The organism is bacterium (assembly GCA_017744355.1).
GTDB lineage: Bacteria > Cyanobacteriota > Sericytochromatia > S15B-MN24 > UBA4093 > JAGIBK01.
This window is the reverse complement of the sequence record JAGIBK010000003.1, coordinates 200258-222526: the sequence shown is the minus strand read 5'-3', so window position 1 is coordinate 222526 and position 22269 is coordinate 200258. Positions and strand designations below refer to the sequence as shown.

The following is a 22269-nucleotide window of genomic DNA, read 5'->3' as shown; positions in this document are numbered from 1 at the left end:
GCCCAAAGCGCGGCTTAGCGCGTGAAGGGCACCGGCATCTGGCGTCTGAGCTCGCGGCGGCGCGAAGCGTTGCCCGCGCCCTCCTCGCCGAGCAGGCTGAAGTATTCGCAGTAGGCGTCCAGGTGAGGCGCGAAGAGCGCCTTCATGGCCGTCTCGAGCGAGTCGACGAACTCTCTGCTGCTCGCAGGCTCCGCGAGGGTCCTGAAGAGGCGCTTGCCCCAGCCGGTGCTGCCGTACTTGGGCCGGCGCACGAAGACGTTGCGCACCCGCTCGACGCGCGTCGGCGCGTAGACCAGGCCGCAGCGCTCCAGGTAGCGCAGGTCGTTGAGCAGGGCGCCCGAGGGGCGGGTGCCCGCGTAGCTCTCGGGGAAGCGCGAGGCCAGGATGGGGCGCAGGGCCGGGTGCCGCAAGAGGATGAGCACGGCCTCGCGGCCGTCCATGTAGATGCGCGGGTCGTTCACGGCGCGGGCGATGCTGTCGAGAGCCGCGTAGCAGGTGAGGAAGAGGAGCGCCAGGCGCGATGGGCCGTGGCCGACCTGCTCGGTCAAGAGATCGAGGGCGACCTCTTCGAGGGCCAAGAGAAGGCCGAACTGGACGCGATCGCCGCCCCACAGCTCATTGAGGATTCCCTCGGCCTTGGGCGCGTCCATGCTCGCGTCGAGGCGCCGGTAAGCGGCCACCCACTCGGCGAAGTGCTCAGCATCGGGGGCAAGCTCCGAGTCGGCGGGCACGTAGACCCGCAGGCCGATCCCTTCGAGCGAGGCGTCCACGATGCCCTGCACCGTGGGCAGCTCGGTGAGGCGGCCGTGCCAGGGAGCGTGTCCCGAGCGCGAGACGGGCAATGGGTCTGTGGGCGGGCTGATCGAGAGGCGATCGACCAGGTAGCTGCCCTGAGTCTGGGCGTTGAGGCGGTCTTCGAGCTGCTGGGCGACGCTGCGGCCGGGCACCTGCAAGGAGCGCAGGGCGAAGCGGGCCATGGGCGAGAGGACCGAGAAGTCGTAAGTGGTCAGCTCGCGGAAGGGCTCGCGGCCGCCGACCATGGCCTCCATCTGGCCCCACTCGAAGGGGGCGTATTTGCGCAAGAACTGCTCGAGATCCGAGTCCTGGCCCACGTTGACGACCCGGTCGAAGACCTCGCGGCGCTCGGCGTCGGCGCCCTGCAGGGCCTGCCGGATGCAGCGCGCGAGCAAGAGATCCCCCAGGCGGCTCTTGGGGTTGTTCTGGATGTTGGAGATGAGGTTGAAGCGCGCCGAGAGCAGCTGCGAGGCAACGTAGGTGTGCTGGGCGCTCAGGACCAGGCCCTGCTCGGGGTCCGGCACGTAGAGGTCCAAGAGCGACTGGGTATCGATGCCGTGGGTGAAGCCGCAGTAGTAGTTGTCCCGAAGGACGTAGTCGATGCGGTCGGCGTCGATCTCGGAGTGGGTGAAGAGGTTCAATTCGACGCGCGGGTGCTCGCCGATGGCGACCAGGGCGATATCGCGCCGGTCCAGGTCGCGGTAGTCCTCGTGGCGGGCGAGGACCTCGCCGATCTCGGGGTCGGTCTCGACCAGCAGGCGGGTGCGCTCCTCGTGGTCCAGGTAGTTGGCGAGGAAGGCGTAGTCTGGGTCGGCGGCGTAGCGCCGGGCCGCGTCTTCGAGCGAGTGCGAGAAGGGCCGGTGGCCCAGGTCGTGGCAGAGGGCCCCCAGGCGGATCAGGCGCAGGTCCTGCTCGCTGAAGACCGAGGTGAGGTGCTCGGAAAGGAGCCATGCGGTGTGCATGGCTCCGATCACGTGCTCGTAGCGGGTGTGGTGCGCGCCCGAATAGACCACGTAGGCCATCCCCATCTGGCGGACCCCCCGCAACCGGCTGAAGGGCCGGGTGCGGAGCAGGTCTCGCTCACAGGCCGTGAGCGGGATCAGGCCGTGGATGGGATCTCGGACGCGATCGCTGAAGATCACGGCGCCAGCACGCTCAACAGCACGATCCCGACGCCCAGCAGGCTTTCGCCCGCGATGAGGCCGGCGGCGATGGGGATCAAGAAGGCCTCAGCCTGCTTGCTGTTCCGCTTCTCCCAGATGAGGGCGAGAAGCGCGCCGAGGAACATGGAGATGGCGTTGGTCGCGGGGATGACCATCGACAGGCCCAGGGCGGTCGGCGAGGGCACGAAGGCCTTGGCCTTCTTGGGGAGGGCGAGCTCGATCAGGGGCAGGATGATGCCGATCAGGCCGCCGACGAGCATGCTCACCTGGATGGTGGGGTGCAGGCTGCCGATGCCGTTGCTCAGGAGCTGGGCGACGCTCGCCCACACCTGGGCGGCGGGGGCGGGGAACTTCTCGGAGCCGAGCACGTCGGCGTTGGGCACCAGGAGGTACCACACCGGCACGACGACGGCGGTGCCGACGAAGATGCCAGCGAACTGGGCGAGGAACTGCTTGCGGGGGTTGGCGCCAAGCAGGTAGCCGCTCTTGAGGTCGGTCAGGAGGTCGGCCGCGGAACCGGCAGCACCCGCGGTGACGCAGGCGGTCATGAGGTTGGTGACGACGTTGGCCGGGGCGAGCACGCCGTAGGTGAGCTGGGTGATCTTGCCCATGGCGCCAATGGGGGTGGTGTCGGTCTCACCGGTGGCGCGGCAGGCGACCAGGCTGAGGAAGAAGGTCATGATGACGGCGATGAGGCTCATCCAGGGCTTCACGTGGAACGCGAAGTGCATGATGGTCATGACGCCGAGGGCAGCAATGGTGGTACCGGCCCAGAACCAGCTGTTGGGCACCTCGATGGCGGCCAAGGGATCCGCCTCACCGCTCGCGGTCGAGGCCTTCTGGGGGGTCAGGGCGCGGACGATGGTCTTCCACTGGAGGGCGAAGCCAAGCATGCCCGAGCTGACCATCATGGCCGAGCCGCCCCACAGGCTCCAGTTACGGATGGCCTTGGAGGTGGGGAAGAAGGTCGGGTCGAGGAGCACCTTGGGGTCCGCGCCGTGGGCGAGCAGGGCGTCGGGGAAGTGCTGCCAGATCTGGGGCACGGCGATCGCGTAGGTGGCGACGGCGCCGAGCAGCATGCTCCAGCCGGTCTTCCAGCCCATGAGGGCGCCGGCCGCGATCATGATGGTCGAGGCTTCGAGGGTGAAGGTCCACTTGGCGATGGGCTGGCCTGCGATCTTGAGCAGGGGGAAGTGGAAGTCCGCGGGCAGCGCGGGCAGGTTCATCTTGAGCTTGCCGGCGAGCCAGGGCATCCCGTCGCGGGCCCAGGCGACCACGGCGCCGAGCCCCATCATCTGGAACAGGGTGCGGGCCTGCCGGACGGCGTCGCCGCCCTTGGCGTGAAGGCTCTTGAGGGTGGCGGCGGCCGCCACGCCCGAGGGGAAGCGAAGCTGCTCATGGTTGATCATCTGGCGCTTCATGGGGATGGCCAGCATGACGCCGAGCATCGCCAGGAAGAAGGTCCAGCCCATGAGGGTCCAGAACTCCATGTTGGTCTTGGTGACGATCAGGTAGGCTGCGATCGCCGAGACCATGGTGCCGCCGGTCGAGTAGCCCGCCGCCGAGGCGGTGGACTGCATGGCGTTGTTCTCGAGGATGGACATGTCCGTCTTGGCGAGCCCGACCTTGCGCAGGGTCGTCCAGATGGCGTAGGACAGGATGCAGGCGGTGATGGCCACGCCGAGTCCCCAGCCGGTCTTGAGGCCGACGTAGAGGTTCGAGAGGGACATGATGGCGCCTAGCACGCTGCCCATGAGGACGGAGCGGACCGTGAGCTGGGGCATGCTGTCGCCCTGGTAGACATTCTTGTACCAGTCGAGCTCGCGCTCTTGCGGCGTCAGCTCCTTCGAAGCGGCCGAAGCCTCTTCGTTGCCGAGGGTCGTGGACATGCAGTCGCTTCCTTTATAGAAGGGATGGCCCGCACAGGGGCACAGGGGGGCGATGATCCCTGGATTGTAACATCCCCATAACCATGCGGTCTACGGGAGGGGCATCAATCGCCCCTCAAAGGCAGTCAGGCAGGGGGATCGCCGACTCCTTGCCGATCTTGGTCGCTTGTGATAATCTCTTAACCAAGGCTTAATTTCTAGCATCGATGGAGGATAGCGACGATGAACCGGATCCTGGTGGGGGCTGCCCTTGGTGTCATGCTGCTTTCGGGCTGCGGGGCTACGCCCGTCGGTGCCCAGCAGGGCGTCTCGACCCGGATGAAGGCCAAGGCCGAGGTGGGCAACGTGTCGGTTGCCGAGGCCAAGGCCATGATCGCCACCAACCCCAAGCTCGTGCTGATCGACGTGCGCGAGGCCAACGAGTTCGAGGCCGGCCACATCCAGGGCGCCCTGTTGCGTCCCTTGGGCCAGGTCTCCAACTGGAGCAAGGGCCTCGACAAGGATGCCGAGTACCTCTTGGTCTGCCGCAGCGGCCATCGCAGCGGCCTGGCGGCTTCGCGTCTCGTCAGCTTCGGCTTCACCCACGTCACCAGCGTGACCGGCGGCATGATCGCCTGGTCGGAGGCCGGCTACCCCAGCGTCATCGGCAATCGCTAGCTCCTCTCCATTTCTGGTTATCCGGCACCTCGAAAGGGGTGTCGGTTTTTTTATTGGTGCTTCACTTGCTGTCTGATAAGCCTCTGTTAAATCCAGAAACTCGCTGAGAAAATTGACGAGATACTGGTTGCGATCGTTATCAGATTGGTTTTGAGCAAGGGGGATGGTGCGTATGAGTTGGCTCAATTCAATTGGCAGCGCTGCTGGCGCTTTGTGGAACAACACCCTTGGTCGCGCCTTTTCTCCCCCTGTTCCGCCTGCACCTGCTGCCCCTCAAGCTCCTGTCATGGCCAAAGATGCGATGCATCTCGAGGCATCACAAGGTTGGGAAAGTCTCATCGGCAACAACGGTGCTGGGATCATTGGCAACAACGGTGCTGGGATCATCGATAACAACAGTGCTGGAATCATCGGCAACAACGGTGCCGGGATCGTTGCGGGAAACAGCAGCCGGTAATCCGCAAACCTTGAACTCTAAAGGACATAGGGGTAGCATGGGAGCTTCATAAGGAAGGAGCACCCCCGCCATGCCGTTGTCCCAACTCGAAGAGAGCCTCTACGCCCTGGTCGTCGAGACCGCGACCAACCTGCCTGCCGACGTGCGAAAGACGCTCGCCGCCGCCAAGGCCCGCGAGGACGCCGGTACCCGCTCGGGAATCGCCCTTTCGACCATCGCCAAGAACGTGGACATGGCCGCCGAGAGCGTCCTGCCCCTGTGCCAGGACACGGGCATGCCCACCTTCTTCGTCCACACCCCGGTGGGCACCAACCAGCTCGAGATCAAGGCGGCCATCCGCAAGGCGGTGGCCCGCGCCACCCACGACGGCAAGCTGCGCACCAACTCGGTGGACAGCCTGACCGGCGCCAACACCGGTGACAACCTGGGCCCCGGCACCCCGGTCATCCACTTCGAGCAGTGGGAGAAGGACGTCATCGAGGTCAAGCTGATCCTCAAGGGTGGCGGCTGCGAGAACAAGAACATCCAATACTCGCTGCCCTGCGAGCTGCCCGAGCTGGGCAAGGCCAACCGTGACCTGGACGGTGTTCGCAAGTGCATCCTGCACGCGGTCCATCAGGCTCAGGGCCAGGGCTGCTCGGCCGGCTTTATCGGCGTGGCCATCGGCGGCGATCGCACCTCGGGCTACGAGGAGGCCAAGCACCAGCTCTTGCGCGAGACCCACGACGTGAACCCCGACCAGCGCCTGGCGGAGCTCGAAAGCTACGTCATGGACAAGGCCAACGGCCTGGGCGTGGGCACCATGGGCTTCGGCGGCAGCGTGACGCTCTTGGGCTGCAAGGTGGGCGTCCTCAACCGCCTGCCGGCGAGCTTCTTCGTGTCGGTCGCCTACAACTGCTGGGCCTTCCGTCGCCTCGGCGTCGTGCTCGATGCCGGGACCGGCGCCATCCAGGACTGGCAGTACCACGTCCCGGCCGCCGAAGCGCAGCCCATGGCCGACGAGGCTGCGGCGGCGGGCTTCGCCACCGGCCGCGAGGTCGTGCTCCAGGCGCCCATCACCGACGAGCAGATCCGCTCGCTGCACGTGGGCGACGTGGTCGTCATCAAGGGGGCCATGCACACGGGCCGTGATGCGATCCACAAGTACTTGATGGACAACGAGCCGCCCGTCTCGCTCCAGGGCGGCGTCCTGTACCACTGCGGTCCGGTCGTGCGCAAGAACGCCGACGGCAGCTACGACATCCTGGCGGCTGGCCCCACGACCTCGATCCGCGAGGAGCCGTACCAGCACGAGGTCATCAAGCGTTACGGCGTCCGCGCCATCATCGGCAAGGGCGGCATGGGTCCCAAGACCCTGGCGGCCTGCAAGGAGCACGGCGCGGTCTACCTGAACGCCATCGGCGGCGCGGCCCAGTACTACGCGGCCTGCGTCAAGAAGGTCACGGGCGTCGACCTGCTGGAGTTCGGCATCCCCGAGGCCATGTGGCACCTGGACGTGGAGGACTTCAAGGCCATCGTCACCATGGACGCGCACGGCAACAGCCTGCACCAGGACGTGGAGAAGACCTCGGCCGAGAAGCTCGGCGAGCTCGCCGCCACCGTCTTCTAGAACGACACTACTTCCTAAAAAAAGGAACGGACTGCCACCTGGGTAGTCCGTTCTTTTTTTATTGTTAGTTTGTGCGAAAAATCGGACATGATACGGGCTTTTTGCGTGGTATAGAGTAAGGGACACGCTATTGCGCTTAAGTAGGGTGTTTAAGCTTCTTAATTCGTAAAATACGTTGCCTAGACGGACCAGAGGTAATCCCCATGACGCGAAATGGACAGGGCGGGCACGTGGCTGCCCGGCGGCATATGAAAGGCCGCCAAGCCTTACGCTTGCTCATGCTCGCCCTTTTGCTCGGGGGCTTGATCGGGTGCCGCCTGCCGGGCGGGACCACGCTGCTCGGTGGGGCGGGGCTTTCGACACCCGCCGCTCATGAGGTGCCGCGTGAGGTGCCCCCTCTGGTCGGGCGGGCCCTCTTCGCCAAGCGTGCCGCCCAGGCGACCATGGACGAGGTCGCGATCGCCGCGACCGTCTCGTTGATCAACACGGGGACCAACGTCACCGTCGCCACCGGTTTGACCGATCAGAACGGCCGCTTCTCGCTCAAGCCGCCTCGCAACTTCGTCCCGGACGGCACGGCTACCTACTACCTGGAAGCCTACAAGGGCCTCGACGGGAACCGTCCCGGTGCGGACGTCGCGCGGGTGCGCACCGTGACCAAGATCGTGAACGGCGCCTGGCTGACCCTCACCAACGCCGCCCCCGACGGCGATATCGTGGTGGGGCCGGCCAGCACGGCGATCGCGCTCGGGGCCGCCCTGCGCAAGGGGACCGCCTTGCCGGTCGACTTCGACGCGCTCATCGGCAAGCTCTCGGGCAACACCTTCACCCCGGTGCCCAACCTGTCGAACGTGGACTTCAACGCGCTCTTCACCCTGGTCCAGGAAGGCCTCAGCGAGAACCGGGATCCGGTCCAGACCATCGGCTACGACGTGGGTAGCGGGACCTGGAAGCGGGTCGACGTTCCCCCGAGCCAGTTCGCGGTCGACACCCTCAGCCCGAGCTCGGGCGTGGTGGGGAGCACCGTGACGATCTCGGGGCGCGGCTTCTCGACCAACGCCGCCGCGCACATCGTGCGCTTCAACGGGGTGCCCGCGGTCCCGGATGCGGCGACGGAGACGAGCCTTTCGGTCCGCGTGCCGCCGGGCGCCACCTCGGGACCCCTTACCGCCCAGATCCACGGGATCATCGCCATGGGCCCGATCTTCACGGTACCGGTGGTGGTCAGCGGCTTCGCCCCGGCCTCGGCGGCACCCGGCACGACGGTCACCCTGACGGGGTCGGGGTTCGACATGGCGACGCTCTCGAACAACGCCGTTCGCTTTACGGGCAACGTCCTGGGGGTGGTGACAGCAGCGAGCGAGACGACGCTGAAGGTCACGGTGCCCTCGGGGGCGGTGAGCGGTCCCTTGAACGTATCGGTCTCAGGGACCTCGACCATCACTGGCAGCCCGCTCGCAGTGCTGGTGAGCGTCACGGGCCTCAATCCCTTCGTGGTGCAGCCGAACGGGACCTTCACGGTGTCGGGGACGGGCTTCGGCTCGACAGTCGCGAGCGTGTCGGTGTCGGTGGGGGGCAGCGCGTTCAGCGTGCTTGCGGCCTCCCCGACGGCCTTGACGGTGCGAGCACCCGGGGCCGAGATGGTGGGCCCCTTGTCGGTGCAAGTTGAAGGCCAGACGGGGGTGAGCCCCATGAACCTGCGGGTGTTCGTCGGCCTGGCGGGCAACGCCCTCATCCAGAAGGTTGCGGGCGCGCGTCAGCCTGCTGCGGGGACCCTGGCCACGAACTGGGGGGTCTCCGCGCCGCGCGCCATCACCTTCGATGCCGCTCACAACGCGTACTTCGTCGCCGGAGACAAGGTCTACAAGGTCGATACGGCTCAGCGGATCTCGGTGGTGGCGGGTAGCGACGAGTCGGGGTTCTCGGGGGATGGGGGCCCTGCGACCAGCGCCAAGCTCTATTACCCGACCGCCTTGGCGACGGATGCGGCGGGCAACTTGTACATCGCCGACTCCGCCAACTACCGGGTTCGCAAGGTGGCCCCCAACGGAATCATCACCACCTACGCGGGCAATGGGAGCTACGGCTTCTCGGGGGACGGCGGAGCCGCGGCGAGCGCGCAATTCAAGTCCATCTCGGCCCTCGCGTTCGACGCGGCGGGCAACCTCTACATCGCGGACCCCAGCAACTACCGGATCCGTCGGATCACCCCCGGCGGCATCGTTTCGACGGTGGCAGGAAACGGGACCGAAGGTCTCTCGGGGGACGGGGGCCAGGCGACGAGCGCCCAGATCGACAATCCTGGTGGATTGGCCTGCGACGCCGCCGGAAACCTCTACTACTCGGATATCGACCGGGATCGCGTTCGCAAGATCGGCCTGGACGGCGTCATCTCGGCCGTGGCGGGTAATGGAGGCTACGGCTTCGCCGGGGACGGCGGGCCGGCGACCAGCGCCTGGCTCAAGTCGCCGCGAGGGCTGGCTTTTGATGGCGGCGGCAACCTCTACATCGGCGATTACTACAACTCCCGCGTCCGCAAGGTGGCGTCGGGGGGGACCATCTCGACGGTCGCCGGTAGCGGGACCAGTGGCAACAGCGGGGATGGGGGGCCAGCGACCGCCGCGAACCTCGCCTATCCGAATGGAGTGGCCATCGACCACAACGGTGACCTGTACATCGCCGATAACACCAACGGCATTCGCAAGGTGGATGCCGGTGGCACCATCACCACGGCCTACGGGACGGGCTTCCACTCGTACTCGGGAGACGGAGAGCAGGCCATCACGGCCCAATTCTACTCGCCGTCCTACCTGGCACTGGATCCTGCCGGCAACCTGTACGTCGCCGACACCGGCAACCAACGCATTCGCAAGATCGCAGCGAGCGGGGTCGTCACCACGGTGGCGGGCAACGGGACGGGGGGCTACGCGGGTGATGCGGGGCCCGCCACCGCGGCGCGTCTCTCCTCCCCGACTGGCGTCGCGGTCGATGCCACAGGCAACCTGTACATCGCCGACACGGACAACTACCGGGTTCGCAAGGTGACTCCCGGTGGCACGATCACCACCGTGGTTGGTAACGGCACGAACGGTTACGACGGTGACGGCGGGCCTGCGACCAGCGCGCGGATCGGCACGGTATACGGCCTGGCGGTGGATGCCTCGGGCAATCTCTATCTGGCGGATTACAACTATCACGTCATCCGCAAGGTGACCCCGGGGGGCGTCATCTCGACCGTCGCGGGCACTGGGACCGGGGCCTATGGTGGCGACGGCGGCCTTGCCGTCAACGCGCAGCTCAAATACCCCTACGGCTTGGCGGTCGATACTGCGGGCAACCTGTACATCGCGGACAACGGCAATCACAGCGTCCGCAAGGTGACGCCCGCGGGGCTCATCTCGACGGTCGCGGGCAGCGGCATCAACGGCTACATGGGAGATGGAGGCCCCGCGGCCAGCGCGCGCCTCTTCGGCCCCAAGGCCGTGAGCGTCGATGTCGCCGGGAACCTCTACGTCACGGATATCGGCAACGCCTGCATCCGGAAGGTCACTCCGGAAGGGATGATCTCGACCATCGCAGGGAACGGGACCTCGGCCTATACCGGCGACGGGGGCCAGGCGAAGGGAGCCCAGCTCGCCGGCTTGTCCGGTGTCACGGTGAACAGCGCGGGCACGCGCCTCTACCTATCAGACATCGCCTATAACTGCCTTCGCAAGATCGAGTAAGGGGACGCACGCATGCGTAGATTTATCGCCTTGGTCCTCTCGGGCCTGCTCTTGGCGGGCTGCCGCCTTCCGACGTCGGGCTTCCTGACGATGAGCCCGACGGCACAGCCAGGTGGGCAGGTGGCCGATGAGGCCAGGAGCGTCCTGCAGGGCCAGGTCTTCTTCGCCGGGCGCGCCGCGCAGGCGACCATCGAGGACGTCGCCGTCGCCGCGACGGTCTCCTTGATCAACTCGGCGACCAACGAGACCGTCATGACGGGCCTGACGGACGAGCGTGGACGCTTCACCATCACCCTGCCCAAGGCGTTTCGCCCGGATCACACGGCGACCTACTTCTTGGAGGCAGCCAAGGGCCTCAACGATAATCAACCGGGCTCTGCCATGGCGCGGGTGCGGACGATCGCGAAATTCGCCGAAGGGGGCTGGGTCAGCCTCTCGAACGCCACGCCCAACGGGGGCATCGTGCTGAGCCCCGCGACGACCGCCATCGCCCTGGGGGCGGCCCTGCGCAACGGGACCGACGACGAGGTCGAACTGGGCACGCTCATCGGCAAGCTCTCGGGCAGCACCTTCACCCCGGTGCCCAACCTCTCCGCTTCCGACTTCACGGCGCTGGTCGGCATCGTGAGTCAGGCCTTGCTGGATGAGAAGGATCCCGTGCGCTTCACCGGGCTCGACGTTGCGACGGACACCTGGAAGGCCCTCGAGCGCTTCGCGCCGCTCCTCGCGGTGACGGGCGTGACGCCGTCCTCCGGGGTGGTCGGCACCCCCGTGACGTTCACAGGCTCGTCGTTCAACATCACGCCGGCGAGCAACATCATTCGCTTCAACGGCGCTCCGGCCCCTGCCGAGACCTCGACGGGTACCGCCGTGACGGTGCACGTGCCCCAAGGCGCTTCGTCCGGGGAGACGACCGTCCAGGTTGGGAACATCATCACCATGGGGCCGATCTTCACCGTGCCGGTAGTGGTCAGCGGCTTCGCCCCGGCCTCGGCGGCACCCGGCACGACGGTCACCCTGACGGGGGCGGGGTTCGACATGGCGACGCTCTCGAACAACGCCGTGCGCTTTACGGGCAACGCCCTGGGGACGGTGACGGCAGCGAGCGAGACGACGCTGAAGGTCACGGTGCCCTCGGGAGCGGTGAGCGGTCCTCTGAACGTGTCGGTCTCAGGGACCTCGACCATCACTGCCAGCCCGCTCGCGGTACCGGTGAGCGTCACGGGCCTCAATCCCTTCGTGGTGCAGCCGAACGGGACCTTCACGGTGTCGGGGACGGGCTTCGGCTCGACGGCCGCGAGCGTGTCGGTCTCGGTGGGAGGCAATGCGTTCAGCGTGCTTGCGGCCTCTCCGACGGCCCTAACGGTGAAGGCGCCGGGGGCTGAGATGGTGGGGCCCCTATCGGTTCAGGTCGAAGGTCAGACCGGGGTGAGCCCCATGAACCTGCGGGTGTTCGTCGGCCTGGCGAGCAACGCCCTCATCCAGAAGTTCGCAGGCGGTGCAACCCTTCCGCCTGCGGGAGTTGCCGCAACCAACTGGGGTGTCGATTCTCCGCGGGCGGTGGTGCGGGATCCCCAGGGCAACACGTACTTTACGGCCGGTAACTGCGTGTACAAGGTGAACGCCGCCCACCAGCTCTCCGTGTTCGCCGGGACGGGGGTCATGGGCTCGGATGGCGACGGCGGCCTGGCCACCGCCGCCCAGCTCAGCGCTCCTTACGGGCTCGCCCTGGATGCGGCGGGCAACATGTACATCGCCGACTCCAACAACTACCGGGTTCGCAAGGTGGCCCCCAACGGGATCATCACCACCTACGCGGGCAGCACCTACGGCTTCTCGGGAGACGGTGGAGCGGCGACCGCCGCGCAGATGAAGCCCCCGTACAGCCTCGCCCTGGATGGCACGGGCAACCTCTACATCGCCGACTCCGATAACGCCCGGATCCGCAAGGTGGACCCCGACGGCCTCATCACCACCGTCGCGGGCCGCACGGGCGCGAGCTACGGCGGCGACGGCGGCTTGGCCACCAATGCCTACCTCTCTAGTCCGAATGGAGTGGCGGCGGATGCGACGGGCAACCTGTACATTGCCGATTCGTCCAACAACCGCATCCGCAAGGTGGCGCTCGATGGCACCATCACCACGGTCGTCGGGAGCGGGACCAAAGGCTACAGCGGAGACGGGGGCCCTGCGACCGGCGCGGCGCTCGACTTTCCGCGTGGCGTGACCCTCGATGCCGCGGGCAATCTTTACATCGCCGACTACTCCAACCACTGCGTCCGCAAGGTGACCCCGGGTGGGACCATCTCGACGGTCGCCGGCAGCGGTGTCGGAGGCTACGGGGGAGATGGCGGACAGGCGGTCGCTGCCAATCTCTATTATCCCAATGCCGTTTCGGTGGATGCTGCCGGCAACCTCTACATCGCCGACGGCACCAACTACCGCGTGCGGACCGTGAGCGCGGCGGGCGTGATCACGACCCTGGCGGGTACCGGCTCCAACAGCTACGGCGGGGACGGCCTCCAGGCCACGATCGCTCAGATGAAGGGCCCCAGCGACGCGGCCCTCGATGCGGCGGGGAACCTGTACGTCGCAGAGTACCAGAACCACGTCATCCGCAAGGTGACCCCCGAGGGGATCGTCTCGACGGTGGCGGGCACCGGTACGTTGGGTTTCTCGGGAGACGGCGGGCCTGCGACTAGCGCCCAGTTGTACAACCCGACCAGCATCGCCCTGGATGGCGCGGGCAACCTGTACATCGCCGACTATTGGAACCACCGCGTCCGCAAGGTCAGCGGCGGGACCGTCACCACCGTCGCGGGCACCGGGGACTACGGCTACAGCGGGGACGGCGAGCAGGCCGTCAACGCGCAGCTCTACGGGCCACGGGGCCTTGCCCTGGATGGCGCGGGCAACCTCTACATCGCGGACGCCTTGAACAACCGGATCCGCAAGGTGGACGCCGCCGGGATCATCACCACCGTCGCGGGCACCGGGGCCGCCGGCTTCAGCGGGGACGGCTTCCAGGCGACGAGCGCCAAGCTCAACGCCCCTTACGACGTGGCCTTGGATGGCGCGGGCAACTGCTACATCGCCGACTACAACAACCACTGCATCCGCAAGGTGACCCCAGGGGGGGGCATCTCGACCGTCGCCGGTAGCAGCATCGGCTACTCGGGGGACGGCGGGCCTGCCACGCTCGCGCAGCTCTCCCGGCCGCGCAACGTGGCGCTCGACATCGCCGGGCACCTCTTCATCACGGACTCGGGGAACAACCGGATCCGCAAGGTGGACACCACCGGCGTCATCAGCACCATCGCCGGCACGGGCACCGTCGCCTCCACGGGCGACGGCGGGGCCGCGACCAGCGCGGGGCTCGCGCTGTACAGCCGCGGGATCACTGAGTCGGCTGGCCTCGCGGTCAGCAGCGACGGAAGGGTACTCTTCGTGCCCGACCCTGGCGGCCATCGCGTCCGCCGGATCCAGTAAGGAAGCTGACGCCTACAGGAAGACCGAGGGCTGGTGGGCGATCGCCCCGGCCCGGGTCGCCGCGTGAGGTCGGCTCTCGGCCATGCTCGCCTGGGTGACCTGGACCAGCTCGATGGTCTGCTGGTGCAGGTCCTCCAGCGAGCGCGAGTTGCAGTAGCTGAGGCCCGAGCGGATGCCGCCCTCGAGCTCCTTGATCAGGGGCGTCACCGAGCCCTTGTAGGGGATAAGGGTCGAGATGCCCTCGGGGGTGCGATCGCTGCCGACCTTGGCCTGGGCGCCTGCCGAGGCCATGCCCCGGTACATCTTGTAGCTCTGGCCGTTCTCGGTGATGACCTCGCCCGGCGCCTCGTCGGTACCCGCGAAGAGGCTGCCGATCATGACGCTGTCGGCGCCCGCTACCAGCGCCTTGACGATGTCGCCCGAGTTGCGGATGCCGCCGTCGGCGATGAGGGTGGGGGCCTGTGAGATGCGGGGACGGGCCTTGCGCTTCTCCACGTCGTACCAGCGATCCAGGGCCGCCCGGCACTTGATGATGGCCGAGAGCTGGGGCACCCCGCAGCCCGTGACGATCCGGGTGGTACAGACCGCGCCGGGGCCGACCCCGACCTTGAGGGCGTGGGCGCCCGCTTCCAGGAGGTCCCAGGCCCCCTCGGGGGTCGCCACGTTGCCCGCGATGACCCAGAGGCCGGGGTGGCGCTCGCGCACCGTCTGGATCGTCTCGAGCACCCGATCGCTGTGGCCGTGGGCCACGTCGATCAGCACGCCGGCGAGGCCTTCGACCAGGGGGATCTTGTCCAGGTCGCTTTCCTTGACGCCGATGGCGAGGATGCGGTGGCCCGGGGTCGCGGAGACCATGCGGGCGTGCTCACGGGCGTCGGGGATGAAGCGATGGATGACGCCCAGGCCGCCCAGCTCGTGCATGGCGCAGGCCATGGAGAGCTCGGTGACCGTGTCCATGTTGGCGCTGATGATGGGGAGCGAGAGCGTCAGGTCCCCGACCAGCCGGGTCTCGAGGGAGACCTCCTTGCGGGAGTACACGGACGAGCGCTTGGGAACGATGAGCACGTCGTCGAAGGTGAGACCGCGGTTCTCGAGTAGCTTGACGCCCATGGTGGTCCTTTCGTAGCACGCAGGCAAAGGAAAACCCCCCTCGCCCCGCATGATGTTACGGGAGCGAAGGGGGGGACGCAAGTCGAGCGGTTGTCTTACTCTTCGATGGGGTTGACGGTCAGACCGAGGGCGCCTTCGAGCTGGGGCCGGGCGAAGAGGAGCAGGAAGACGGGGCCTTCACCCTTGGCCGAGAGGAGCTTCTCGTCCTCGTTCAGGTCGCACTTGGCGAAGAGGCGCGTGACGAAGGGGAAGTCGCCCGTGAGGCCGAGGTCCTTGGTCAGGTACTCGCGCAGCTCCATGTAGTCGAAGTCCTTGTCGGCGGTGTAAGGCGCGATCGCCTTGCCCATGCGCTGCTCGACCAGGTGATGGTAGGCCTCGATGGTCTCGAGCTTCTGGAGACCGGCGGCGTGCTCGGCCGGGGTGACCTTGCCGTCCTTGTTGCCGTCGAAGTGCGTCACGAAGAGCTCGACCACGTCGGCGGGACGGCCCGCGGCGTACTCGGCCGTGGCGATCGCCCCGTCGCGGTTCTGGTCGACGGTCGCGAGCAGCTGGCTCATCTGCTCCGAGAGCACGCGCTTGACGATGGCGTTGAGCTTGGCGTGGGTCACGTCGTGGTCGTTGTCCAGGGCTTTCACAGACGAGACGGTCTTCGTCGCGACGCGCGCGGTTCCCTGCGGAGCGAGGCCGCAGCCGACCAGCGAGAGCGCGAACGCGCCGAGAACCAGCCCCATGGACAACTTGCGCATTTAATAACCCTTTCTTAAACGGGAATTAACTTTTTCATTGTAGCGAGCGTGCTCACCCCCGTCAACGCCTGAAAGTCGCCAAGTTCAAGCCCCCTTCCAGACTGGCTGGAAGGGGGCTTGAAAAGCGGTTAGAAGCCTAGGGAACGGCCGGCTTGCGCACCAGGGAGTTGAGGGGCGAGACGCGCGGCTCGGCGTCTTCGGTGTCCCACTCGATGGTGAAGAAGGACGTGGACCCGGACTTGCTGCTGCGGCCGCTGGAGCGCTCATAGGCCATCACGGCGCAGGCGCCCTCAATGCTGTCGACCATCGTGTATTCCGCGGCGTTGGGGATCATGCCGAGGTCGATTGCCTCGTTGACCTTCCGGCGCGCGGTAGCCGACCACTTGGCTCCCAGTAGCATGGCCATCGTTGCCTCCTCTTCACGAAGCGCCGGAACCGCCGGCGCCGTCGGCCCGGGGACGCCGTGCCAGGGCACCCGAGAGACGCTCCCGTGAACGCTAAGCTCACTTAGAGCGTCTAACGAAACCGTTTCATCACGCCGCCTCCGGCGGCCAATGCTGGCATGCCTGGTTTTGTTAGGTGCTCTTAGACACGGGATTAAGAATTCAATTATACCATGATTGTGGAAAACTGCCCGCTGGGCGAGCCCTCGTCCCAGATCGGCGGCCATGGGTCGGCTGGCAGGAGCAGTTTCGCCGCGCGTCCGGATCCAGTACACTCGAAGGCGTACGTCCCCTTGTCACGATGGTGGAGGATTTCTTGAAGTTTCCACGTTCTAGCGGCGTCCTGCTGCACCCCACCTCGCTGCCCGGTCGCTTCGGCCTCGGCACGCTCGGCGACGAGGCGCACCGCTTCGTCGATTACCTGGCCGAGAGCGGCCAGCGCTACTGGCAGGTCCTGCCGCTGGGCCCCACCAGCTACGGGGACTCGCCCTACCAGTCCCTCTCGGCCTTCGCCGGCAACCCCATGCTGGTCGACCTCGAGCAGCTGGTGCAGGACGGCTGGCTCACGGCCGAGGACCTCTCGGACGTGCCCGCCTTCCCCGAGGACAAGGTCGATTACGGCTGGGTGATCCCCTACAAGGCCGAGAAGCTGCGCAAGGCCTTCGAAGGCTTCGAGGCGCGCGCGGATCTCGAGGAGCGGCAGCGCTTCGAGGGCTTCTGCCGCGGCAGCGCGTCCTGGCTTGCGGATTTCGCCCTGTTCATGGCCCTCAAGGAGCACTTCGACGGCACCAGCTGGGCCGAGTGGGAGCCGGCCCTGCGCGATCGCAAGCCCGAGGCCGTCACCGAGTGGCATCGCCGCCTGGAGCCCCAGGTGCGCTACCACGCCTTCGTCCAGTACCTCTTCTTCAGCCAGTACACCGACCTCAAGCGCTACGCCGCGGCCCGCGGGGTGCAGATCATCGGCGACCTGCCCATCTTCGTCGCCTACGACAGCGCGGATGCCTGGTCCAATCCCGAGATCTTCCACTTCGACACCCAGGGCCATCCCACGGTGGTGGCGGGGGTGCCGCCCGACTACTTCAGCGAGACCGGCCAGCTCTGGGGCAACCCGCTCTACCGCTGGGAGGTGCTCGCCAAGAGCGGCTACGCCTGGTGGATCGAGCGCCTCAAGATGGCCCTGACCCTCTACGACGTGATCCGCGTCGACCACTTCCGGGGCTTCGAGGCCTACTGGGAGATCCCCGCCGGCGAGGAGACGGCCGTCAACGGCCGCTGGGTCAAGGGGCCTGATCGCGCCTTCTTCGATGCGCTCAAGCGCGCTTTCGGCGACCTGCCCATCATCGCCGAGGACCTGGGGGTCATCACCCCCGAGGTCGAGGCCCTGCGCGACGGCGCCGGCCTGCCCGGCATGAAGATCCTGCAGTTCGCCTTCGGCTCGGACGCGGACAACGCCTACTTGCCTCACAACTACAAGTCGCCCAACTGCGTCGTCTACACCGGCACGCACGACAACGACACGACCGAGGGCTTCTTCGCCCAGGTCGAGGAGAAGGAGCGCGAGCACCTGCGGGCCTACATCGGCTCCGAGGCCGAGAGCGTCTCGAAGGCCCTGATCCGCATGGCCTTCGCCTCGGTGGCGGACCTTGCGATCATCCCCGTGCAGGACTGGCTGGGGCTGGGGGCCGAGGCCCGGATGAACGTCCCCGGCCAGGCCGTGGACAACTGGGCCTGGCGCGTGCGCTCGCAGGACCTGGACACGGCCCTCTCGAAGACCATGCGCGAGCTCTCCGAGCTGTACGGCCGCGCCAAGGTCCGGGTGGCCGCCAAGGTGCCCGTTTCCTAACGTCCGCTCATCAACGACGCCCCGGCCCGGCTCCTATTAAGGAGCCGGGCCGGGGCGCGAAGGGGGGCTTGTCTTGGACCGAAACAGCCGCAGGCGCTAGCGGCCGCTCACGAAGACGGCGCGGACGCAGCCGATCTCGCCGCTGGTGAGGCGGACCTTGATGCCGCGCGGGTGGGTCGAGGACTTGGTGAGGATCTGAGCGACGATGCCCTCGGAGCTACCTTGGTCGGCGGCATGGGGCCTCGGAGCGATGAGGACGCGATCGCCGATTTTCGGGCGCATTGAAACCTCCTCTCGTTCTTGAACGGGCGAAGACCGATCGGACGACTGGCCTGATGCTTCAAGGAGTAGGGGGATTGTTGGCCGTTGGGTTATCGTGAAGGACGCTTCCCAGTATAGCAAAACAGGGGAGCCGGGCCCGTTGCGATGCAAGCGGGTCCTCCCCCCTGTAATCGAATGGTTTGCGCGTCAGGTGCTTGAGGGGTGCGGCGTGCCTCGCCGATCCGTGGGGTTAGCGCGCGGCGAAAGCCGCGCTCTCGGCCACGACCAGCACGTGGGCCATGCCGTCGGTCTCGTAAGGATCTCCTTCGCCGTTCTTGCCCTGGTAGGGGCGGCCGATCCCGGGGATCTCGTAGCGGTCGGTCACCAACTGCGTTTCGAAGAGGGTCTGGGCGACGTAGGCGCGCTCCTCGTCGATCTTGGGGTCGATGACGTGAGTCGGGCCGTTGATGACGCGGACCTTGACGTCCTTGGTGGCGGCGATCGCCCAGGTCTCGCGCCCGTTGGGGTCGCGCACCGGGGTCTTCCAGATGCGGAAGTGATCGCGCTTGCGCACGTCGGCGCTGTTCTTCTGGTACCCCACGTCCTGCTCGCGATCGAACATGAAGAGCGGGCTCATGGGCGAGTTGGGGTAGGGCAGGTTGAAGGCGTAGGCGTTGGCCATCCGCAGGGAGGTCTGGAAGGTGATGGGCTCGGCGGTGATCCAGCCGGCCTTGAGGATGGCGCCGTGGACGGCCGCTTCGCTGCCGACCATGACCATGTTCACCGGGTCGCCGGGGATGATCTTCTTGCCGTCCACCTTCTTGGTGAACGGATCGCTGGGCAGGCTCGCCAGGCGCGGAGTGGGAGTCGCGGTGGGGGTGGGAGTGGGGGTGACGGGACGATCGAGGCCCAGATCGACGCCCATGGGGGCGCGACCGCAGCCCGCGGCGAGCATCGTCAGCAACAACAACCAGTGAAGGCGCTTCATCCCAGATCCTCCGTTCAAGAGGTGTTATCGCGAGCAAGGATGCGGATCTGGTTCAGAGTAGGTTAAATTTCTATCAAACATTCATTGCGCGTTTATGTACGCGCGCGCAGGCGGGTATGATGCTGCTCGGTCCCTGGTCCTGCTTGCGTTTGAAGGGAGGCCGCGTGCCGTTCCTGCTCTGTCTGCTTGCGTTGCTCGCGATCGCAGCGCCCGCCCATGCCGCGCTCCTCGATTTCGGGGGGCAGCCGGTGCCGGCGGGCCGCTATCAGCGGATCGTGTCGCTGGCGCCGTCCAACACCGAGCTGCTCTACGCCATCGGCTGGGGGGACCGGGTGGTCGGCGTGACCGACGCCTGCGACTATCCGGCCCAGGCGCGAAGCAAGTCCAAGGTGGGGGCCGCCGAGAGCCTGAGCGTGGAGCGGGTGCTCGCCCTCAAGCCCGATCTGGTGCTGGGGATTCCGAGCAAGGCGCCGGTCTATGCCCAGTTGGCCCGCATGCTCAAGGTGCCCCTCGCCATCCTGCCGAGCGATGACCTCGAATCGGTGGCCGCCAACGCCGAGGGCCTCGGGGCGATCATCGGCCCGGAGGGCAAGCGCTTCGCCGTGAACTACCGCCGCCAGCTCGCGGCCATCGCCCCCAGCCGCTCGCACCCCAAGGTCTTCTTCATGGTCTGGGATCGCCCGCTCATGTCGGCCGGGCCCAAGACCTTCCTGGACGATCTGGTGAAGCGTGCGGGCGGACGCAACGTCGTGACGGCCCCCGGCTACGCGACCTTCTCGGAAGAGGCGCTGATCGCGAGCGCCCCGGATGTGATCGCCTTCTCGGACAACTTGCGACCGGCTGCCGAGCGCCTGAAGGCCCGCCTCAAGCGACCCCGGTTGGTCGCCCTGCCGGCCGATGACGTCTCGCGGCCGGGACCGCGCGTCATCGGAGCGATTCAGCGCGCCGCGAAGGCCTTCGATCAGGGGAGTTGACTCAAGGCTGAGTGCGGGTTTGACAGGTCATGCTGTGGTAGAATCGAGGTCATGCGTCCGATGAAAATTCTCGTGGTTGACGATGAACCGACCAACGCCGAGATCCTGAGCCTGCTGCTTTCGCGCGAGGGCCACCAGGTGACGATCGCCTCGGACGGGCCCTCGGGGGTCGAGGCGGCCCTGCGGCTCAACCCTGACATGGTCTTCATGGACGTGCTGATGCCGGGCGACTTCGACGGGCTCGAGGCGATCCGACGCATCAAGGACGCGCCTTCCTTCACCGGGATCGTCATCTGCCAGTCGGCGCGCGCGAGCGGCGCCGACCAAGAAGAGGGCATGGTCTCGGGCGCTGACGGCTATCTCATCAAGCCCTTCAAGCGCCGCGACGTGCTCGACCTCATCGCCCAGTTCGAGGATCGCCTTTCCTAACGTTTTTTAGATCGAGAGGTCCCGCCGCCGGAAGGCGAGGGCGGCCCCGGCGATCGCCACGACCATGACCCCGCCCAGCACCAACAGGTGCGAGAGGGCGAGCGGTGCTCCGCCGAGCACGCCCTTGGGGTCGTAGTAGGCGAAGAGCGACAGGAAGCGCACCGCCTTGGCGGGCGCCCACAGCTCGGCGACGTAGTTCAGCAAGAAGCTGCCGAGCAGAAGCCCGGTGCCGGCCAGGACGGCCTTCCCCTTCTCGGAGACCATGGCCGAGATGCAGAGGGTGAGCGCGCCGATGGCCCCGTAGAGCATGAAGGTCTCGACGCCTGCGAGCAGGTAGGGGCGAAGCCCCGCGTGGGCGATGTCGAGGGCCTCGGCGGTTCCCAGGAGTCCCGCGATGAGCGAGACGGCGAGCAGGGCTGCGCCGACGAGCAGCACGAGGGCCTTGGAGAGGACGAAGGCCACGCGGTCGAGGGGATAGCTCAGCATCCAGCCGAGCGTGCCGGCCTCGATCTCGCCGGCGATCGCCTGCGAGCCGCGCGCGATGGCCCAGGCGGCGAACAGCGCCAGGAGCACCGGGTGGGAGAAGGCCATGCCGGCGAACCCCTCGAAGGTGTCGATGCCCGCCCGCGAGCGGACCAGCGGCTGCAGGAAGCTCGGCACCATGCGCAGCATCTCGGCCATGGACGCCTGCATGGACGGGAAGAGGGCGCTCATCAGCACGCCGAAGAGCAAGAGGCCGAGGCAGAGCAGGGTGAGGAAGCGCCAGGCGCTTGCGGCTTCGTGCCGGATCAGATCGAGGTTCACGGGCGCGGACTCTCGTAGTAGCCGAGGAAGATTTCCTCGAGGCGGGCGGGCTCCAGGGTGAAGTCGGCGACGGGCAGCGCCGAGAGGGCGGTGAGAAGCTCCTTGGCCTCGCCGGCATAGGCGAAGCTCGCCTGCTGACCCTGCTGGGAGCGGAAGGTGGCGTTCGGCAGGCTGAGGTCGCGGGCGTTGAGGGGAGCGTCGAACTTGAGGTTGAGCAGGCGAATCTTGCGCGCCTGGAGGTGCTCGATCCCCTCGACCGCGAGCAGCTTGCCGCCCCGGATGATGGCCACCTGGTCGCAGAGCTGCTCGACCTCCGAGAGGATGTGCGACGAGAGGAAGACGGTCTTGCCCCGCGCGCGCGCCTCGGTGAGCAGGTGGTGGAACTCTTGCTGGATGAGGGGATCGAAGCCGTCCGAGGGTTCGTCCAGGATCAGCAGGTCCGGGTCGTGCATCATGGCCTGGATGAGGGCCACTTTCTGCTTCATTCCCTTGGAGTAGTGCCGGATCCTGCCGTCGAGCTTGATGTTCAGGCGCTGAGCCAGTGCGTGCGCCCGGTCAAGGGAGCCCGCCGGGCGATAGCGGGCGAGGTAGGTGAGCAGGGCCTGCCCCGTCATGTGCTCGTAGAGGTTGAACTCGGCGGGCAAGTACCCGATCCGCTGTCGCAGGGCGACGGCGTCGCGCTGGGCGTCCAGGCCAAAGACCCGGGCCGTGCCGGCATCGGGCTTGAGGTAGGAGAGCAAGAGCCGGATGGTGGTGGTCTTGCCGGCCCCGTTGGGGCCGAGGAAGCCGAAGATCTGCCCCGGCGCCACGCGCAGGTCGAGCCCGAAGACTCCCGTCGTTTCGCCGAAGCGCTTGGTTAGCCCTTCGAGGGCAATCGCGTCCGTCAT

17 protein-coding genes are annotated in these 22269 nt (G+C 67.0%); 8 read left to right on the top strand and 9 right to left on the bottom strand.

Annotated features, from left to right (window positions below; all coding sequences use genetic code 11):
* Positions 1–14: 14 nt before the first annotated feature.
* Complete coding sequence (locus J7643_09845; GenBank protein MBO9540881.1) at positions 15–1937, bottom strand: HD domain-containing protein; 1923 nt, start codon at positions 1935–1937, stop codon at positions 15–17.
* Positions 1934–3847: an OPT/YSL family transporter gene (locus tag J7643_09840; GenBank protein ID MBO9540880.1), complete on the bottom strand. Its 1914-nt coding sequence runs from the start codon at positions 3845–3847 to the stop codon at positions 1934–1936. The genes J7643_09845 and J7643_09840 overlap by 4 nt, the downstream gene beginning before the upstream one ends.
* Before the next feature lie 222 nt (positions 3848–4069).
* Here J7643_09840 and J7643_09835 point away from each other — a divergent pair, with 222 nt between their 5' ends.
* The 5 genes from J7643_09835 to J7643_09815 all read left to right on the top strand — a co-directional run bounded on the left by J7643_09835 (position 4070) and on the right by J7643_09815 (position 13784).
* The gene (locus J7643_09835; protein ID MBO9540879.1) at positions 4070–4504 is read left to right on the top strand and encodes a rhodanese-like domain-containing protein; all 435 of its coding nucleotides are present in this window, start codon (positions 4070–4072) and stop codon (positions 4502–4504) included.
* A 172-nt stretch (positions 4505–4676) separates the two neighbouring features.
* Positions 4677–4961, top strand: coding sequence for a hypothetical protein (locus J7643_09830; protein ID MBO9540878.1), 285 nt, complete (start codon positions 4677–4679; stop codon positions 4959–4961).
* Between the two features lie 76 nt (positions 4962–5037).
* Positions 5038–6570, top strand: coding sequence for a fumarate hydratase (locus J7643_09825; GenBank protein ID MBO9540877.1), 1533 nt, complete (start codon positions 5038–5040; stop codon positions 6568–6570).
* Between the two features lie 248 nt (positions 6571–6818).
* A complete protein-coding gene (locus J7643_09820) occupies positions 6819–10295 on the top strand; it encodes an SMP-30/gluconolactonase/LRE family protein (GenBank protein ID MBO9540876.1) in 3477 nt (1158 codons plus the stop codon).
* Positions 10296–10307: 12 nt separating this feature from the next.
* Positions 10308–13784 carry an SMP-30/gluconolactonase/LRE family protein gene (locus J7643_09815; protein ID MBO9540875.1) on the top strand — a complete coding sequence of 1159 codons (3477 nt, stop codon included), beginning with the start codon at positions 10308–10310 and terminating at the stop codon, positions 13782–13784.
* Positions 13785–13796: 12 nt separating this feature from the next.
* Here the strand turns inward: J7643_09815 and J7643_09810 are convergent, their stop codons facing one another.
* The 3 genes from J7643_09810 to J7643_09800 all read right to left on the bottom strand — a co-directional run bounded on the left by J7643_09810 (position 13797) and on the right by J7643_09800 (position 16046).
* Positions 13797–14894 carry a guanosine monophosphate reductase gene (locus tag J7643_09810; protein MBO9540874.1) on the bottom strand — a complete coding sequence of 366 codons (1098 nt, stop codon included), beginning with the start codon at positions 14892–14894 and terminating at the stop codon, positions 13797–13799.
* A gap of 95 nt (positions 14895–14989) precedes the next feature.
* The gene (locus J7643_09805) at positions 14990–15640 is read right to left on the bottom strand and encodes a hypothetical protein (GenBank protein MBO9540873.1); all 651 of its coding nucleotides are present in this window, start codon (positions 15638–15640) and stop codon (positions 14990–14992) included.
* A 136-nt stretch (positions 15641–15776) separates the two neighbouring features.
* Positions 15777–16046 carry a hypothetical protein gene (locus J7643_09800; GenBank protein ID MBO9540872.1) on the bottom strand — a complete coding sequence of 90 codons (270 nt, stop codon included), beginning with the start codon at positions 16044–16046 and terminating at the stop codon, positions 15777–15779.
* 353 nt (positions 16047–16399) lie between these two features.
* Between J7643_09800 and malQ the strand changes: the two genes are divergently transcribed.
* Positions 16400–17926 carry a 4-alpha-glucanotransferase gene (gene malQ, locus J7643_09795; GenBank protein MBO9540871.1) on the top strand — a complete coding sequence of 509 codons (1527 nt, stop codon included), beginning with the start codon at positions 16400–16402 and terminating at the stop codon, positions 17924–17926.
* Between the two features lie 96 nt (positions 17927–18022).
* Here the strand turns inward: malQ and J7643_09790 are convergent, their stop codons facing one another.
* Both J7643_09790 and J7643_09785 read right to left on the bottom strand, forming a co-directional pair.
* On the bottom strand, positions 18023–18208 hold the full coding sequence (locus J7643_09790) for a DUF2196 domain-containing protein (protein MBO9540870.1): 186 nt from the start codon (positions 18206–18208) through the stop codon (positions 18023–18025).
* A gap of 229 nt (positions 18209–18437) precedes the next feature.
* Positions 18438–19175, bottom strand: coding sequence for an LssY C-terminal domain-containing protein (locus J7643_09785; protein ID MBO9540869.1), 738 nt, complete (start codon positions 19173–19175; stop codon positions 18438–18440).
* Between the two features lie 164 nt (positions 19176–19339).
* Here J7643_09785 and J7643_09780 point away from each other — a divergent pair, with 164 nt between their 5' ends.
* Together J7643_09780 and J7643_09775 are read left to right on the top strand one after the other, a co-directional pair.
* On the top strand, positions 19340–20149 hold the full coding sequence (locus J7643_09780; protein ID MBO9540868.1) for an ABC transporter substrate-binding protein: 810 nt from the start codon (positions 19340–19342) through the stop codon (positions 20147–20149).
* A 72-nt stretch (positions 20150–20221) separates the two neighbouring features.
* Complete coding sequence (locus tag J7643_09775) at positions 20222–20578, top strand: response regulator (GenBank protein MBO9540867.1); 357 nt, start codon at positions 20222–20224, stop codon at positions 20576–20578.
* Between the two features lie 6 nt (positions 20579–20584).
* Here J7643_09775 and J7643_09770 read toward each other — a convergent pair whose 3' ends face one another.
* Entirely contained in the window at positions 20585–21382 is a 798-nt protein-coding gene (locus J7643_09770) for an ABC transporter permease subunit (protein ID MBO9540866.1), read from the bottom strand.
* Positions 21379–22269 carry an ABC transporter ATP-binding protein gene (locus J7643_09765; protein ID MBO9540865.1) on the bottom strand — a complete coding sequence of 297 codons (891 nt, stop codon included), beginning with the start codon at positions 22267–22269 and terminating at the stop codon, positions 21379–21381. The genes J7643_09770 and J7643_09765 overlap by 4 nt, the downstream gene beginning before the upstream one ends.

Coding starts and splice junctions, on each gene's coding strand:
- J7643_09785 (MBO9540869.1), bottom strand. CDS start 19,175: ATGAAGCGCCTTCACTGGTTGTTGTTGCTGACGATGCTCGCCGCGGGC.
- J7643_09810 (MBO9540874.1), bottom strand. CDS start 14,894: ATGGGCGTCAAGCTACTCGAGAACCGCGGTCTCACCTTCGACGACGTG.
- J7643_09840 (MBO9540880.1), bottom strand. CDS start 3,847: ATGTCCACGACCCTCGGCAACGAAGAGGCTTCGGCCGCTTCGAAGGAG.
- J7643_09820 (MBO9540876.1), top strand. CDS start 6,819: ATGAAAGGCCGCCAAGCCTTACGCTTGCTCATGCTCGCCCTTTTGCTC.
- J7643_09805 (MBO9540873.1), bottom strand. CDS start 15,640: ATGCGCAAGTTGTCCATGGGGCTGGTTCTCGGCGCGTTCGCGCTCTCG.
- J7643_09765 (MBO9540865.1), bottom strand. CDS start 22,269: ATGACGGACGCGATTGCCCTCGAAGGGCTAACCAAGCGCTTCGGCGAA.
- J7643_09835 (MBO9540879.1), top strand. CDS start 4,070: ATGAACCGGATCCTGGTGGGGGCTGCCCTTGGTGTCATGCTGCTTTCG.
- J7643_09830 (MBO9540878.1), top strand. CDS start 4,677: ATGAGTTGGCTCAATTCAATTGGCAGCGCTGCTGGCGCTTTGTGGAAC.
- J7643_09815 (MBO9540875.1), top strand. CDS start 10,308: ATGCGTAGATTTATCGCCTTGGTCCTCTCGGGCCTGCTCTTGGCGGGC.
- J7643_09790 (MBO9540870.1), bottom strand. CDS start 18,208: ATGCGCCCGAAAATCGGCGATCGCGTCCTCATCGCTCCGAGGCCCCAT.
- J7643_09800 (MBO9540872.1), bottom strand. CDS start 16,046: ATGGCCATGCTACTGGGAGCCAAGTGGTCGGCTACCGCGCGCCGGAAG.